The organism is Pseudobutyrivibrio sp. LB2011, from assembly GCF_000701765.1.
GTDB lineage: Bacteria > Bacillota > Clostridia > Lachnospirales > Lachnospiraceae > Pseudobutyrivibrio > Pseudobutyrivibrio ruminis.
This window is the reverse complement of the sequence record NZ_JNJS01000004.1, coordinates 70423-85413: the sequence shown is the minus strand read 5'-3', so window position 1 is coordinate 85413 and position 14991 is coordinate 70423. Positions and strand designations below refer to the sequence as shown.

At 41.8% G+C, this 14991-nt stretch carries 14 protein-coding genes; all 14 read right to left on the bottom strand.

Annotated features, from left to right (window positions below; translation table 11 throughout):
- Positions 1–10 precede the first annotated feature (10 nt).
- Positions 11–1072, bottom strand: coding sequence for an N-acetylmuramoyl-L-alanine amidase family protein (locus T375_RS07820; RefSeq protein ID WP_044937014.1), 1062 nt, complete (start codon positions 1070–1072; stop codon positions 11–13).
- Between the two features lies 1 nt (position 1073).
- The gene (locus T375_RS07815) at positions 1074–2813 is read right to left on the bottom strand and encodes a lectin like domain-containing protein (RefSeq protein WP_044937012.1); all 1740 of its coding nucleotides are present in this window, start codon (positions 2811–2813) and stop codon (positions 1074–1076) included.
- Positions 2814–2817: 4 nt separating this feature from the next.
- Positions 2818–3969, bottom strand: coding sequence for a THUMP domain-containing class I SAM-dependent RNA methyltransferase (locus T375_RS07810; protein ID WP_044937009.1), 1152 nt, complete (start codon positions 3967–3969; stop codon positions 2818–2820).
- Positions 3970–4327: 358 nt separating this feature from the next.
- Positions 4328–4711 carry a response regulator gene (locus tag T375_RS07805; RefSeq protein ID WP_044937006.1) on the bottom strand — a complete coding sequence of 128 codons (384 nt, stop codon included), beginning with the start codon at positions 4709–4711 and terminating at the stop codon, positions 4328–4330.
- A gap of 124 nt (positions 4712–4835) precedes the next feature.
- A complete protein-coding gene (gene hypE / locus T375_RS07800) occupies positions 4836–5837 on the bottom strand; it encodes a hydrogenase expression/formation protein HypE (protein ID WP_044937003.1) in 1002 nt (333 codons plus the stop codon).
- Between the two features lie 14 nt (positions 5838–5851).
- The gene (gene hypD / locus T375_RS07795) at positions 5852–6895 is read right to left on the bottom strand and encodes a hydrogenase formation protein HypD (protein WP_044937000.1); all 1044 of its coding nucleotides are present in this window, start codon (positions 6893–6895) and stop codon (positions 5852–5854) included.
- Complete coding sequence (locus T375_RS07790; protein ID WP_033153322.1) at positions 6895–7104, bottom strand: HypC/HybG/HupF family hydrogenase formation chaperone; 210 nt, start codon at positions 7102–7104, stop codon at positions 6895–6897. The genes hypD and T375_RS07790 overlap by 1 nt, the downstream gene beginning before the upstream one ends.
- 13 nt (positions 7105–7117) lie before the next feature.
- The gene (locus T375_RS07785; RefSeq protein WP_044936995.1) at positions 7118–9451 is read right to left on the bottom strand and encodes a carbamoyltransferase HypF; all 2334 of its coding nucleotides are present in this window, start codon (positions 9449–9451) and stop codon (positions 7118–7120) included.
- A 112-nt stretch (positions 9452–9563) separates the two neighbouring features.
- A complete protein-coding gene (locus T375_RS07780) occupies positions 9564–9977 on the bottom strand; it encodes a 4Fe-4S dicluster domain-containing protein (RefSeq protein WP_044936994.1) in 414 nt (137 codons plus the stop codon).
- 168 nt (positions 9978–10145) lie between these two features.
- Positions 10146–11225, bottom strand: a complete 1080-nt coding sequence (locus T375_RS07775; RefSeq protein ID WP_044936992.1) for a hydrogenase large subunit — start codon at positions 11223–11225, stop codon at positions 10146–10148.
- 1 nt (position 11226) lies between these two features.
- A complete protein-coding gene (locus T375_RS07770) occupies positions 11227–11589 on the bottom strand; it encodes an NADH-quinone oxidoreductase subunit C (RefSeq protein ID WP_049960350.1) in 363 nt (120 codons plus the stop codon).
- Positions 11590–11601: 12 nt separating this feature from the next.
- On the bottom strand, positions 11602–12045 hold the full coding sequence (locus T375_RS07765) for an NADH-quinone oxidoreductase subunit B family protein (protein WP_044936990.1): 444 nt from the start codon (positions 12043–12045) through the stop codon (positions 11602–11604).
- A 24-nt stretch (positions 12046–12069) separates the two neighbouring features.
- Positions 12070–12945, bottom strand: coding sequence for an NADH-quinone oxidoreductase subunit H (locus T375_RS07760; protein WP_044936987.1), 876 nt, complete (start codon positions 12943–12945; stop codon positions 12070–12072).
- A complete protein-coding gene (locus T375_RS07755) occupies positions 12945–14882 on the bottom strand; it encodes an NADH-quinone oxidoreductase subunit 5 family protein (protein ID WP_044936986.1) in 1938 nt (645 codons plus the stop codon). The genes T375_RS07760 and T375_RS07755 overlap by 1 nt, the downstream gene beginning before the upstream one ends.
- Positions 14883–14991 lie beyond the last annotated feature (109 nt).

Sequence of the window (14991 nt, the reverse complement as noted above, 5' to 3'; positions counted from 1 at the left end):
CTTCTACTCGTTAATATAAATATTCAATCACTGCATCGTACAAAGCCTTTGCAGCCTTTGCCTGATATTCAGAATCCTGCAGCAAATCCAACTCCTTTTGATTTGTCATAAAGCCTACCTCTACAAGTGCAACTGGCGGCTCTGACATTCTAATAATATAGACCTCGTCGCCTACTACCGTGCCCTTCGACTTTGAGCCCAGCTCATTTAAAAGGTGCACAAGGCAAAGTGTTGAAAATGATTTTGATTCCCCGGTGGTATCTCCACCCTCGTACATAACTTCTGTGCCGTTGATAGAAGACATTCTACCAGATGCAGTTGAATTGTTATGTACAGACAGGAATAAATCTGCCTCTGAATCGTTGGCCAATCCAACTCTGTTTTCAAAGGAAGGATTGGAATCGTCAGTACGTGTGTAATAAACGCCTATATTTTTATCAGTTCTATCAAATAATTTCTTTAGCTCCAGCACTATGTCCAGATTCAAATCCTTTTCATATACGCCCTGCTTTGTGGCGCCTGGAACATTTCCACCATGACCGGCATCCACTACCACTACATAATCGTAAATCTCATGTGGATCTACAAAGTCAAAGTAGATGTATTCATCCTCGGAAGTCATCTGAACTTCCAAAACATCGTCCATAGTTATTTCAATTACACCTACCAGATTTTCACTGTCGTAGGTTACATCAACGATGTTATTTGACGCACCTCGCATAGGATAATTATTGAAATAATCTTTTCCGATACCATTTATCGTAATTGCGATAGTTTTATCTACGTGGATGTTATCAATGCTCACACTGGCACTAGTAACGTTTTGTGGCAAAGTTAATCTGATTTGGTGCCCCTTCAAAACAGAATCTCTTGTAGCCGCACTTTCCTCTTGCAAAGCTTCCTCGCTAGAGCGCAGCATATCCATAACAGATATTCTTCCCCCTGAAAGCTTCTCATCCTCCACTTGTAAAGCGATTATGTGCATGTTCGGCACATAAATCAGCAGGCAACTCATCAAAATGGTGATTGCCAAAATAACAGCCGTAAAGGCTCCCATCACTTTTTGTTCCATATTATTCGAACACTTCCACAACATTATTTGCGTAGGCCTTGATGCAAAGGTTTGCCTGCACCACGTCCTCCACGTTCTCCCAATCTAAACCATTGTTACTGATAAATCCCTTGCCATCAGTAATGTCCACTGCCTGAGTCATAGAATCAGTTACGTACTCAACTGCCAAAGGACGAACAGTATCAGGTGTATTCACATATAAAACTACTGCAAAGCTTTCTCCCTCTGCTACAGTCTTTGGGGAATTAAACTTGATAGTATAATATCCCTTCTGTGAAACTGTGCCTGATGCAACCAGCTCCTTCTCCGAAAGCGAGCTTGTGTTTTCGTAGTTGGAAACAAAATAAACCTGATAGCTAGTGTCAGTTCCAAGGGCATAAAAGCCTGCTGCCTCAATCTGCTGATCTGCGTCAGCCACAAATGTGTTGGCACCATAAGCCCACTGCTTGCTATAGCCAATCTGTCCAACCCAACCACACAAATCACTTTGGTAAATATAGTTGTATGTATTGTTAGTATCTATTTTGACATAAGATACCGCCTGGTTACCAATATTTGAATCATAGTAAGAAATATAAAAAACACCATCATCACCGAAGCCTGTGCCCCAACTGTTTTGGCAGATGAAAGCGCCATTAGCAGGAACATCCTCGCTGAAGTTTGATGCCGGATAATCGTCGTCCCAGCCAATTATAACCACATCGTGATTTGGCTTTGCATTTCCTGTGTAGCAGTATGAATTGGTTCTGCGATTATAGCTGCTAGAACCTGTCAGATTTGATGTAGATACACTGGCATAAATGGATGTAGAAACGCCACCGTACTGATATACTGCCCACTTTATCTCGTCCAGATTTTCTGCATCATAAAAATGAGCCTCCTGAAGGTGAATCTGGTTCTCCTGAGTCTCACCAGTCAAGCTGGAAATAATTGCAGGTGTAGTATCACTCTCCTCTGTCTGCTCCTCCACTGGTCCCTGCCATGAAAGCAAGTATGCAAGTGCCATAGTGTATTTACCGCCTGCCGACTGATCAAGGTCAAAACTGTTTTCATTTATCATTGAATCTACTGAGAAAAGATGCTGATGAACTGGTAGCAATGAAGACTCCAATGCCTCCAATGAAGCACATGCCCAACATGTAGAAGTTGAGCCTTGATTTCTGATTGTGCTGACGCGATTAACATCTCTAAGATCGTAATCTCTAGGCAACGAAGGAACTTTGTCGTACTGAATATTTACAGTGTATGTAGCCTTATCGTATTCATATGCGTAGCCAAATGCCTTGCACAAGTCCTCAATGCCAATATAGAGCTCCCCCAAATGCATAGAAGGAGCAATAGAAAGGTCTATTTCATCGCCATTTTCTGTGGCGGTTGTATTGTCTAAAATGTATTCGTATACATTATCTGTTATCTGAACTAAAGCAGCAGACTCATCCTCCATGAAGGCTGAGCCCTTCAGCACAGAACGAATAAACTCTAAGGATCCAACTGGATTCAAAGAGTCATCCAAAATGGCATAGCTCTGTGTGTTAGAGTATTCCTGTCCGTTGATGAAAATCTTAAGCTGATTGGAATCGTTAAGATTTTTGGACATAAGAGGATACAGCACATCCTCATTCAGTGCTGCTCCACGGAAAGTTTCTACTGCTGCGTATCTGTCATTCCAATTATTTAATTTCCAAAATAAAGTGATTGCCAATATCAAGGCAAACGCTAAAAATCTCTTGGAAAGTTTCATTTATTTAGTCCTTCTTCTTTGGCTTAGGTCCTAAAAACTGGTAGAAGTATGTCTTGATCATTCCGTTGTAGATTTTACGGTTCTTATCTGCCTTCTTGCCAATGGACTTTGGTGCATCCTCATAGCTGGTGATAACGTACATAGACCAGCTATCAAGTGCCTTAAATGCATCTCCAAGCTTGCCGTAGATTTCAGGCAAATCCTTTTTGTCCTCCAAACGCTCACCGTATGGTGGGTTTGTAAGAATGAAGCCATACTTTTTAGGATGGCGAAGATTTGCAACATCTCTGGCCTGGAAATGAATCAAGTGATCAACTCCTGCTTGCTTTGCATTCAAGCGGGCTATCTTTACCATTTCAGGATCTATATCAAAACCTTGTAGGTCGCATTCGATATCTGTATTTACCTCTGCTCTGGCTTCATCAAAACAATCCTTCCAAATCTGTGAATCGATAAGATTTGTCCAGTCCATAGAAGTGAAGTCTCTGTTGAGACCAGGTGCAATATTTGCAGCCATCATAGCCGCTTCTATCAAAAATGTACCTGAACCACAGAATGGGTCCACAAGGATTCGGTCTGCACGCCATGGTGTAAGCTCAATTAAAGCTGCCGCCATAGTCTCAGAAAGCGGAGCCTTGCTGGTGTATGTTCTGTAGCCTCTCTTGTGAAGAGGAACACCAGTAGAATCCAAAGTAACTACAACATCGTCCTTTAATAAGAAGATTCTTACTGGATATTCAGCGCCATCCTCATCAAACCAGTTGATATCGTAATATGATTTCATACGCTCAACCATGGCCTTTTTAGCAATGGACTGAATGTCTGTCAAAGAGAAAAGCTTACTTTTAACTGAAGTAGCTTTTGTAACCCAGAATTTGCCGTCCTTTGGAATATATTCTTCCCATGGAAGAGATTTGATTCCCTGGAAAAGCTCCTCAAATGTGGTGGCATGGAAACGGCCAACTTCAACCAGCACACGCTCAGCACAGCGCAAGTGAATATTTGCACGGCAAATAGCCTCCGCATCGCCTGTGAAGGTCACTCTTCCGTCGGTAACTTCTGTGATGTCGTATCCTAAATCGTATATTTCTCTTTTAAGTGGTGCCTCAAGTCCAAAATGACATGGACAACTAATGGTAAAAATCTTCGTTTTCAAATAATTTATAACACTCTTTCTTAATTGATTTTTCAAGGAAAACCTAGATAAAAATATCTTAAGCTACAGCCCATAACAAGTCAATGAAATAAAAATTATTTAAATATTCTATTGCATTGATACCCCTATTATATTATAATCTGAACCGTAACTAGGAGTTTCCTAGTTGCACCCTTATTAATTATTTATACTCCCCTCAAAAAGACCGAGTTCTCGGTCTTTTTACTTGCCCATTATTTTTTATAACGAAATCGAGTAATGTGTTGTGTGCAATTAGTTTCCATTGCGCACAATTTTTTTTGTTTATTTTTGCAAAATAAAAGGACCGCTCTGCAGTCCTTTTAAGCCATATTCAGTTCTACTTGAAATGTGCTAATGCCTCTGCAAATCGAACTTCATCAAAAGGTTTAATAACAAAGTCCTTGGCTCCTGCTTCAATAGCTTCTATAACGTAACACTTTTGACCCATGGCACTAACCACTAGAATCTTGGCCTCTGGATCAAATTCGATAATCTGCTTAATAGCATCTATGCCATTTGAACTTCGACCAATGGTATGTCCATCAACAGTCATTGTGATATCCATCGTCACTATATCAGGCTTTAACTCCTTGTATTTTTCAACCGCTGCATCACTGCAATCGGCCTCAGCTACAACAGTACAGCCATTTCTTTCAACTTCGCCTTTGACAACTGCTCTCATAAACTTCGAGTCATCAACAACCAGTACAGTTTTTCCCAAATGGCATCCTCCTCATTCATTCAACAAACGTATTTGGATGTGTAGGTATATTATAGCACAAGATACCCCTACCTAATTATGAAATAAATGTTAAATATTAACGTCCTACTGGAGTTTGTAGGAGTTAACATATTCTAGGAAGTCCTTCACCTTGCAAAATATCAAGAAAACGTCTACCGCCTATTTCTGTTTTCATTATAAGCGCACCTACCTCATTTTCGTTTTCAGGTGTATTAACTGCCCCAATCATGCATGCATTTTCGCCATATTTACATCCACGGATGATTTCCACTGCCTGAGCAGCGTACTCCTTTGGAACTATGGCAACCATCTTACCTTCATTTCCCATGTATAGTGGATCAAGCCCAAGCAATCCACAGAAAGACTTTACCTGTGCCGATACAGGAAGCTTTTCCTGGAGAATCTCAAATCTAAGGCCACTTGCTAAGGCAAGTTCCTTTAAGACTGTGGCTAGACCACCTCTTGTGACATCTCTTAATACATGGACTGGAATCTTGTTAGCAATAAGCTTTCCTACCATCTCCTGGAGTGGAGCGTTATCGCTTTCGATTGTGTTTTTGATTCCCATTCTCTGGCTGAGAACCGTAGCATGATGGTCCCCAACATTTCCTGAGACAATAATCACATCATCATCCTGGGCGTTTTTTGCCTTGATATCCACACCCTTTGGAACAAATCCAACACCTGCAGTGTTGATATAAATTCCTCCATTGCCTTCAATTACCTTTGTGTCTCCAGCAACGATTTTCACGCCTGCTTCCTTTGCTGTAGCGGCCATGGATTTTACAAGGCGTCTAAGCTGCTCTATATCGCACCCTTCTTCCAGAATGAAACCGCATGTGATGTATTTAGGCACAGCTCCGCGCATGCAAAGGTCATTAACCGTTCCGCAAATGCAAAGGCGGCCTATATCTCCACCAGGAAACTCTAGCGGCGTAACCACAAAACTGTCTGTTGTCATGGCGATAGTGGCATCACCAGGCACCACAGCAGCATCCTCCATTTCTGAAAGCACATCGCTATCAAATTGTGCTTCAAATATTTCTTTTATTAATTCTCCAGTTGCACGGCCACCTGAGCCATGCTCCATTATAATTTTATCCATAACTTATCCATCCTCTATCTTCGAACCAAGTAAGCATTAAAGCATGAGCCTTCTTCAGACACCATACATGCCCCCTCCGGCGACATAGGTGTACACACCTTTCCAAATAATGGACAATCCTTTGGTGTAGCCTTGCCCATCAGGATATCACCGCATCGGCATGCCTTGTTTCGCTTGTTATCTTCATCAAGGCCATTGCTTCCTGCATCAAAGCTTGCATATTCATCTCTCAGCAAAAGACCGGAGCCTGGGATGATTCCCATTCCTCGCCATACCACATCTGCAGGCCTAAAATACTTATTGAGCTGAGAAACGATTATATCGTTCTGGCCCTGTTCAACCACTGATGTGTAATAGTTTTTGACCTGCGGCTGATTGTTTATAACCATTTGAACCAAGCCATATATGCCTATAACTAGCTCCTTGGCACCAAAACCTGATACTGCAAAAGGTATGCTATATTTATCTGCCAAATCATTGAAATAGTCAGCTCCTGTAACGGCACTGACATGGCCTGGAGCAATGAATCCGTCTATCCTTGCCCCATTGTCACAAAGATATGAAATAGCTCCTGGCATTGTTTTTAAAGCAGTAAGAATCTTTATATTAGATAGCCCCTGAGCAATTGCATTATCTAAAAGCAATGTATAGACAGGAGCAGTTGTTTCAAAACCTACTGCTGCAAAAACGTATTGTCTGTCCGGATGGTCCTTTGCCAGTGCAAGAACATCCATTGGGGAATAAACCATCTCCACCGAGCCTCCCCGGCCCTTTGCTTCGTTTAAGCTTTCTTTGGAGCCAGGTACACGAAGCAAGTCGCCAAATGTAGCGACTGTAGTATTGGGTTCTAAGCATATATCTATTAGCTTGTCGATATAGGCTGTGGGTGTGACACAAACAGGACATCCTGGGCCCGACAAAAGCTGAATCTTGTCAGAAAGAATATCCCTGATGCCATGAGTTGCTATGGCATGTGTATGGCTTCCGCACACCTCCATCAGCCTGATTGGCTTGCCATCATAGTTTCTTAAAAAATCTACAATCTCAGAGAATTCCATTAGCCTTCTAGGCCTCCCATCAGCTCAATGATTTCCTCTGCTTCATCCTTTTTTAAAGTCTGGATAACGCACCCTGCATGAACTAGGGCGTAATCTCCCTCTTTAACATTTACAAGGCCTGCATATGCTTCAACTTCGTTTCCATTAAAGTCTACTGTGACCTTGCCATCCTTTAATCTTTTTACTAAACCTGGTATTGCTACACACATTGTTCTACCCCTTTTAAACCTTTTCGAATTGTGATAAAAAAGCCTGCCCTAAACAGATTCCACCATCTCCAGGTGGCAGCTGATTAGCCGTGTACACTTTGAAGCCTAGAGCTTCTAGCTTACCGACAGTGCTTTCCATAAGAATTCGATTTAGGAATGTTCCTCCAGATAATACTACTTGCTTATTCTTATCCAGATTATTCTCATATTCCTTTGAAATATCAACTATATAATCTGAAACCGCCTCTATAAATCCTCTGGCAATTTCAGCTTTATCAACCCCATTTGATATCGCATATACGATATCACGAAACAGCGTTTTTGTACAACCGTCTGTTTCTATATGAAGTTTGTATGCCTTATTTGTTGTGGCTGCAATGTTTTCCAGCTCGATTGGCGCCTGTCCCTCATAGGAATTGTAGTGACATATATCAAGCAGTGCCGACACAGCATCAAATAATCGCCCCATCGATGAAGATGTGACAGTGTTTATATTTTTATCTAACGCAGCCATAATCAACTGGGTGTTCATGTTTATTTCTGTTGGCTGAAGGCCATTTCCATGAAGCATTGCTGTGAGAATGGTATCGCAGTTCTTTGCACCTTCATCTCCACCTATAAGCTTTACCGGTTTCAGATGAGCCACACGCTCCATCTGATTATCTTTCCATAAGAAGGTCTCACCGCCCCATATGGTTTTGTCGTCACCATAGCCGGTACCATCAAAGGCAAAACCTAGGACTGTTCCATTTAGAGCGTGCTCTGCAATCACTGAAGCCACATGGGCTTTGTGATGCTGGATTTCTATATCAAATGCAGAATTGTTTCTACTGAAATATCCAGGATGCTTATCCACCACATTTTTCTTTGGAGCAAAGCCAAATATTGTTTCCATGGCTCTCTTTTCGTTTTTATAGAACTCCTGGCAACTGACTGATTCCATATCCCCCAGATATTGGCTTACATATGCCAGTCCATTTTTCACATAACAAAAGCTAGACTTTAGATCTCCACCGGCAGCGAAAATCTCTCCCGGGATATCCACAGGAATTGGCGCTGGCACATGGCCTCGTCCTCGTCTGATGAATTGCTGCTGGCCTGCCACTACCTTCATTACTGAGTCATCCATTGGTCGTAGGATTCGTCTATTGTGAGATAGAATTGCTATTGGTACTACGCTCATTTCATCTGATTGAGCTCGCTGACGCAGCCACTGTTCCATCCTATCATCATCTGTTTCAAGCACATCTCCACTGGCATTTCCACTTGTCATGATAAGCGGCCCCAGGGCTTTTGTAAGAAGTATCTGCACTGGGTTGCATGGAAGCATAGCGCCTATATCTGGGCTTGTAAGACATACATTGTCTGCAAGCTTCTGAGCCAATTCGTATTTACGTTTTACAAGGACAATTGGCCTCGCAGGGCTTTCTAGGAGCTTGGCTTCGTTTTCATTGATAATGCAGTAATCTTTTGCCTGCTCTAAATCATAAAACATCACCGCAAAAGCCTTTGCTTCGCGATGTTTTAGTAGCCTTAGATTTGCCACTGCTTTCTCGTTAAATGGGTCGCACACCAAATGATATCCACCGATATCTTTTACAGCTAGAATTCCGCCATTTAGTATATGGACAATTGCATCTTTTAGAGGCGCAAAATCCTCGTTAGAATTATCTAAAAATTCACTTGTGAACTTTCTGTGAACTGTATTTTTTGCAGGATATCCTGCATTTTCCAAGTTATCCACATTATTTTGGCCCGAAATGGCTGTAAATGAAAGTTTTGGCCCACATTTTTTGCAAGCTATAGTCTGAGCATGGCGCCTAATATCTAGCTTGCCTGTGTACTCCTTCTGGCACTCTGGGCACATTTCAAAGTCCCCAATGGTGATTGTATCTCTATCATAGGGTAACCGCTCCAGTATAGAGTACCTAGGGCCACAAACAGTACAGCTAATAAAAGGATGCAAGTATCTTCTGTTAGTGGGGTCCAGCAGCTCCTTCTTGCAGTTCTCACAGGTTGCAATGTCCGCCGGGATGAGGGGTAGATTCGCCTGGATATCCTGGTCTGATTCAATTATAGTGAAGCCTTTGCCTTCCAGTTCCGATGTTTCGGCAGCATCAATCTCTTCCACCTCTACAGATGTTACAAATCCGCCAGTTGGCACTTCCACTGCCAATCGACTTTGCAATTCTCCCAGTTTTTCCTCGTCTCCTGATGCGCACACCGTCACAATTCCTCCGGTATTTCGCACCCATCCATCTATATTCAATTCATCTGCCAGCTTAGCCACAAAAGGACGATAACCTATCCCCTGGACCAAGCCCTTGACTATGAATTTTATAATCATATAAATATCCTACGTTATTTTAATCGTTATTATTCTTAACCAGCAAACGCCCCTAGCCTCAGCCAGGAGCGTTTAAATAATCGTGTTTGATAACAGATAACAAAACAAGGCACTATGCCTCTGGCTTTCCCCCGCCAGCAGGAGCTGCAGCCGCAGCTGGCTTAGCAGCAGGCTTTGGTGGCTCGTAAGGTACCTCTACAGAATATGTATACTTTTCTGGGCCTGGCTCCTGGTAGCCTGGTGTAATAGATAAACATTTCTTTGGGCACTTCTCTGTGCAGTAGCCACACTGAATACAATCAAAGCGATTGATAGTCCAAGTCTTTCCTGCTCTATCAACTTTGATTGCCCCTGGTGGGCAGCTACGCATGCACATACCGCAAAGAATACACTGATCTTTATTAATGTCTACATGACCTCTTGTGCGCTCTGGATACTCTCTTTGTACAAAAGGATACTGAGTAGTAGCAGGCTCAGAAAAGAGGTTCTTTAACACTTGTTTAGTAAAAGGCAAAATCTGTCCCATAATCCTCCTCCAATTGAACTCTCGCTGATTCCCCCGAATACTCCAGTCTGTTACGCCCACAAGCCTTATGATTTCTCCGCTCAACTCATGTTTCGCTTGAGAAATATAAGAGCTTGTTTGCTACAGACAAATTAGAATATCAAGAATCAGCTATTTTCACTCATCTAATTAACGTTCTGTACAGCTAATACATGGATCAATTGTTAAAACCAGCAACGGTACATCGCCATACTGGCAGCCCTGAAGTGTTTGAGTAAGAGCTGGGATGTTGGCGAAGGTAGGAGTGCGGACTCTGAAGCGGTCAAGGAACTTTGTTCCGTTGGCGCGTACATGGTAGAACGCCTCTCCACGTGGCTGCTCAACCCTGATGAATGACTCACCATTTGGCATGCCTGTAACCTTTGTATTGATCTCTGTATCTGGAATCTTGGCAACGCACTGTCTGATGATATCGATTGACTGGAAGAGCTCTCCAATACGCACTTCGCAGCGAGCATATGAATCACATTTATTTGATGTAATTACCTCGAAATCAATATCGTTGTAAGCTGCATATCCGTTCTTTCTCATATCAACATTTATGCCGGAAGCTCTCATCATAGGGCCAACGGCGCCACGACGAATAGCGTCCTCGCCTGTGATAATACCCACATCTACAAGACGGCTCTTTACTGTGTAGTCATCAAGGAAGATGCTTGTTGTCTCGCGGATTTCCTTTTCCATTTCATCCAGCTGATGAACGAAGTCCTTTAACATATCATTTGGCATATCCTTCAGCACGCCGCCGATTGTATTAACTGAGAAAATAACACGTCCGCCTGTTGATGCCTCAAACATATCAAGAATCTTCTCACGAAGTCTCCATGAGTGCATGAACAATGACTCAAATCCAAAGCCATCAGCAAGAAGTCCCAGCCAAAGCAAGTGGCTGTGAAGGCGGCTCATCTCTGCCCAGATTGTACGTAAGTAATCTGCACGACGAGGAACCTCTACGTTCATGATATCCTCAAGTGCCATGCAGTAGCCCATGCCATGCATGAATGAGCAGATACCGCAGATTCGCTCTGCCACATATACCATCTCATTGAAATCCTTCTTGCTTGTAAGGCTTTCAAGTCCTCTGTGGATAAATCCAATTGAAGGAATTGCTGCCAAAACCTTCTCGTCTTCCAAAACTAAATCAAGATGGATTGGCTCAGGAAGGACAGGATGCTGTGGGCCGTAAGGTACTATACTTCTGTTTCCCATACTACTTATCCTCCTTTTCAATAAATGGTGTCTCTACATCGATGCGATAAAGCTTGTCGTGGAAATCCACCTTGATATTTTCAACATTGAGTCCCCAAAGCTCGTGCATTTCATTCTCATAATAAATAGCTGATTTGTATACACGAGAGATTGATGGAACCTCCTCATCACGCTCAGCGATGAGTCTATAGTTTGCAAAATCGTATCCGTTTGCAAATGAATATGTTACTTCATAATGATTTTCTGCTTTTGGGAATGAGCAGCAAATCTGGCAAAGTCTCCAAAGAGCATTCTTCTTTTCCATGATTACCTGGAGGAGCTCAGCCTTGTCGATTAAATATAAATCCTTTTTTAGTTCTTGCATGATTTCCTCCTACTAATTAGCCTTCTGCTGTGCCTTAAGAGCCTCTGCCTTTTCTTTAAACAGGCCAATGCCCTTTACAACACCGTCGATGATTGACTCTGGTCGAGCAGCACATCCTGGGACGTAGATGTCTACAGGAATAACTGTGTCGGCGCCACCTTTGATGTTGTAGCACTCTTTAAAAATCCCGCCTGTGCAAGCACATGTGCCTACAGCAATTACAACCTTTGGCTGTGGCATCTGCTCGTATATCTGCTTTACAACAGCTTCATTCTGAGAATTGATACCACCAGTAATGAGGAAAATATCAGCATGCATTGGGTTACCTGTGTTGATAACGCCAAATCTTTCTACATCGTAAACAGGTGTAGTACAAGCTAAAACCTCTATATCACATCCATTACAGCTACTTCCATCATAGTGAAGGAGCCATGGTGATTTATGTATTGTACTCATTTCTTATCCTCCTAACTCCAAACATTAACCCATGATGATCTCTAGCAAGAAGAGATTCATACCAGCTGCTACGATTGTTACGCCCCAGGCAAGCTTAAGCATAAGCTGCCATTTTACTCTTGCTGATGTGTTGTCGATGAGAATCTCAAGGAACCACACAACAAGAATTGCAACGATAGCGCCAATCACTGAAAGTGGGTTGCTGTTAAGGAAGAATAATCCAACTATGCCAAGAAGGATTGCATTTTCATACCACTCAGCAAGTGTAACCATTCCGTACTCCTTACCTACCATCTCGGAAGTTACGCCCTTGATAACCTCTTGGTGGGCATGATGAGATGTAGAAATATCGAATGGCGACTTTCTGAATTTGATTGTAAGGATAAATACAAAGCCTACAAAAAATCCTGGCAAGTAAATGATGTTGGAATATGTTGAATTCATCACTATTTCATTTACATTAAATGTTTTTGTAGCCAGATAAAATCCAACTGCCACCAACAGTTCCATTGGTTCGCATGACATGATTTGCACCAGCTCTCTGTGAGTTCCCTGAGAAGAGAATGGTGAGTGAGTTGATGTAGATGCCAAAATCAAAAACATTGCTGCTGTTGAAAGTGAAAATACAACAAGCAATAAATCAAAGCCAGCGAAAAAGATTACTCCTGAAAGTACGATAAAAAATACGTATGAGTAAATCATAAAAAGCTGCTGCTTGTTTGCTGTTAAAAATTCTTTTTCGAAAAGCTTTTTGATATCGAAGAAAGGCTGTAGCACTGATGGACCACGTCTTCCTTGCATACGTGCAGAAATCTTTCTATCGAAACCATCCAAAAGTCCGATAACAAAAGGTGCTAAAAGTACATAAAGTACCGCAATAATAATTCGAGTCGTAGTCATTAGAACGCACCTCCTATCACGATAATCATATAAACAATAATGATAAATGCAGAAATCATTATCGCAGGAGTGAACAGCTTCTTCTCACCCATAATGTCTTCCATGTAGAAGTTTGCAATGTGCATCTCCTTTGGATCACCTGTGGCTGATACGAAGTTGAAGTTGTCACCAGCATTGGCACCACCCATGTATGTGATAACCTGCTTTGCCTTCTGTCCCTTTGTCAACACAAAGTTTACAAATGGAACTACAAAGATGCCTACCAACAGCACAATCATGATTATCATATTTTGATATGAGATAACCTGTGTTGCAGTGCCAAACATATCATTTGAAAGTGGCTTTAACACATGCTTTGAAAGCCATGGGAATCCAAGAATAAGTGCAACCATCATAAATGCATGGAAAAACATTGAAATGTACTCGTTCTTCTTTGTAAGGTCTCGTGACTTCTCACGTGGTGAAGCCCCAAGTATCTTCGACATCCACTTTGTCCAGTAGAACATTGTTGTAGCTGAGCCAAAGCAAATGAAAAGTACCATAAGTGTTGATACATAAACTGATGTTGTATCGATGAATGCCTTAAGTGCAGCCCACTTAGAAATAAGCATACCAAATGGTGCAAGGAACATGCCTGCGATACCAATCATAAGGATTACTGCAAGCTTAGGGAAAATAGCAATCAATCCCTGCATATCCTCCACGTCACGGCTGCCAGTTGTGTTTTCGATAGCACCAACGCACTGGAAAAGCATTGACTTTGAAACAGCGTGGAAAATTACAAGGAATACCGCTGCCCAAATTGTCTCCTCATAGCCACAGCCAGTACATGCAACTATAAGGCCCAGGTTTGAAATTGTAGAATAAGCAAGCACCTTCTTGCCATCAGAAACTGATATAGCAAGGCAAGATGCAGCAAGGAATGTGAAGCCGCCAATAAGGGCTACCATATTTCCAACATAGTTATCTGCCATTGCAACAGAGATTCTGATTAACAGATATACACCAGCTTTTACCATTGTTGCACTATGAAGAAGTGCAGATGATGGTGTAGGCGCAACCATGGCACCAAGTAGCCATCCAGAGAATGGGAACTGTGCCGATTTTGTAAGTGCCGCAAAAGCCAGACATGCGATAGGAAGCATGTTTCTGATGTTGGTAGGATCTGCCTGAACTAAATCAATATAGTCAAACAGATTTACAGTTCCATACCATAAATATCCAACTGAGATTGCCACTGCCAATCCACATCCACCAAGCAAGTTCATCCATAAAGCCTTAAATGAATTGTTTATAGCCTCATCAGTTCTTGTGTATCCAATCAACAGGAATGATGTTACAGATGTGATTTCCCAGAAGAAATACAGACTACATAGATTTGCCGAAAATACCAAACCAAACATAGCACCAAAAAATACAAATATCATGGCCAAGAAAAAGCTTCTTCTATCCTTTAGCTCTTTGTGATGATGAATGTGATAGCCATGCATATATCCCACTGCATATACACCAATCAGTGTACCAACGATTCCAATAATCAAAACCATAATCATTGTGAGATAGTCAAATCTCATTGTGTAATTGTTTGGAATCTTTGGCCCTGCCAGTTCCAAAACGGTTGGTACCACTGTGGATACAATGGTTAGCAAAGATATAATTGTTTTCTTATACTTTGCACAAAGATAAATGATGAAAAACATTAAAAGAATATCGCCTACAAGGAAAACATGACCGAATGTTTCCTGGTATGGTAATGAGAAATTCAGTGTCTGGCCCCCAGCCATAAACCACTGAACCGCTGTAATGATGGATAGAATCATTACAATTGCGCATCCTAGATAGACGAAAAAAGCCCTGCATTTTGAATGATGAATCAATGCAGGAAAAATCGCCCACAGAAATGGCAGACAGATCAACGCTGTTACTAGCATTTCCATATGAAATTACCCTCCCTAGTATTACATTATATCTTCTGATATATTTTTAACACATTAGCTATACTATACCACAAATTTACTAACATAGCGTTGATTTTTTTATCTTTTT

Excerpts from the sequence above, each read along its gene's own strand:
- T375_RS07765 (WP_044936990.1), bottom strand. The coding sequence starts at position 12,045 with ATGAGTACAATACATAAATCACCATGGCTCCTTCACTATGATGGAAGT.
- hypD (WP_044937000.1), bottom strand. The coding sequence starts at position 6,895 with ATGGAATTCTCTGAGATTGTAGATTTTTTAAGAAACTATGATGGCAAG.
- T375_RS07790 (WP_033153322.1), bottom strand. The coding sequence starts at position 7,104 with ATGTGTGTAGCAATACCAGGTTTAGTAAAAAGATTAAAGGATGGCAAG.
- T375_RS07760 (WP_044936987.1), bottom strand. The coding sequence starts at position 12,945 with ATGACTACGACTCGAATTATTATTGCGGTACTTTATGTACTTTTAGCA.
- T375_RS07820 (WP_044937014.1), bottom strand. The coding sequence starts at position 1,072 with ATGGAACAAAAAGTGATGGGAGCCTTTACGGCTGTTATTTTGGCAATC.
- T375_RS07785 (WP_044936995.1), bottom strand. The coding sequence starts at position 9,451 with ATGATTATAAAATTCATAGTCAAGGGCTTGGTCCAGGGGATAGGTTAT.
- hypE (WP_044937003.1), bottom strand. The coding sequence starts at position 5,837 with ATGGATAAAATTATAATGGAGCATGGCTCAGGTGGCCGTGCAACTGGA.
- T375_RS07755 (WP_044936986.1), bottom strand. The coding sequence starts at position 14,882 with ATGGAAATGCTAGTAACAGCGTTGATCTGTCTGCCATTTCTGTGGGCG.
- T375_RS07780 (WP_044936994.1), bottom strand. The coding sequence starts at position 9,977 with ATGGGACAGATTTTGCCTTTTACTAAACAAGTGTTAAAGAACCTCTTT.
- T375_RS07775 (WP_044936992.1), bottom strand. The coding sequence starts at position 11,225 with ATGGGAAACAGAAGTATAGTACCTTACGGCCCACAGCATCCTGTCCTT.
- T375_RS07815 (WP_044937012.1), bottom strand. The coding sequence starts at position 2,813 with ATGAAACTTTCCAAGAGATTTTTAGCGTTTGCCTTGATATTGGCAATC.
- T375_RS07770 (WP_049960350.1), bottom strand. The coding sequence starts at position 11,589 with ATGCAAGAACTAAAAAAGGATTTATATTTAATCGACAAGGCTGAGCTC.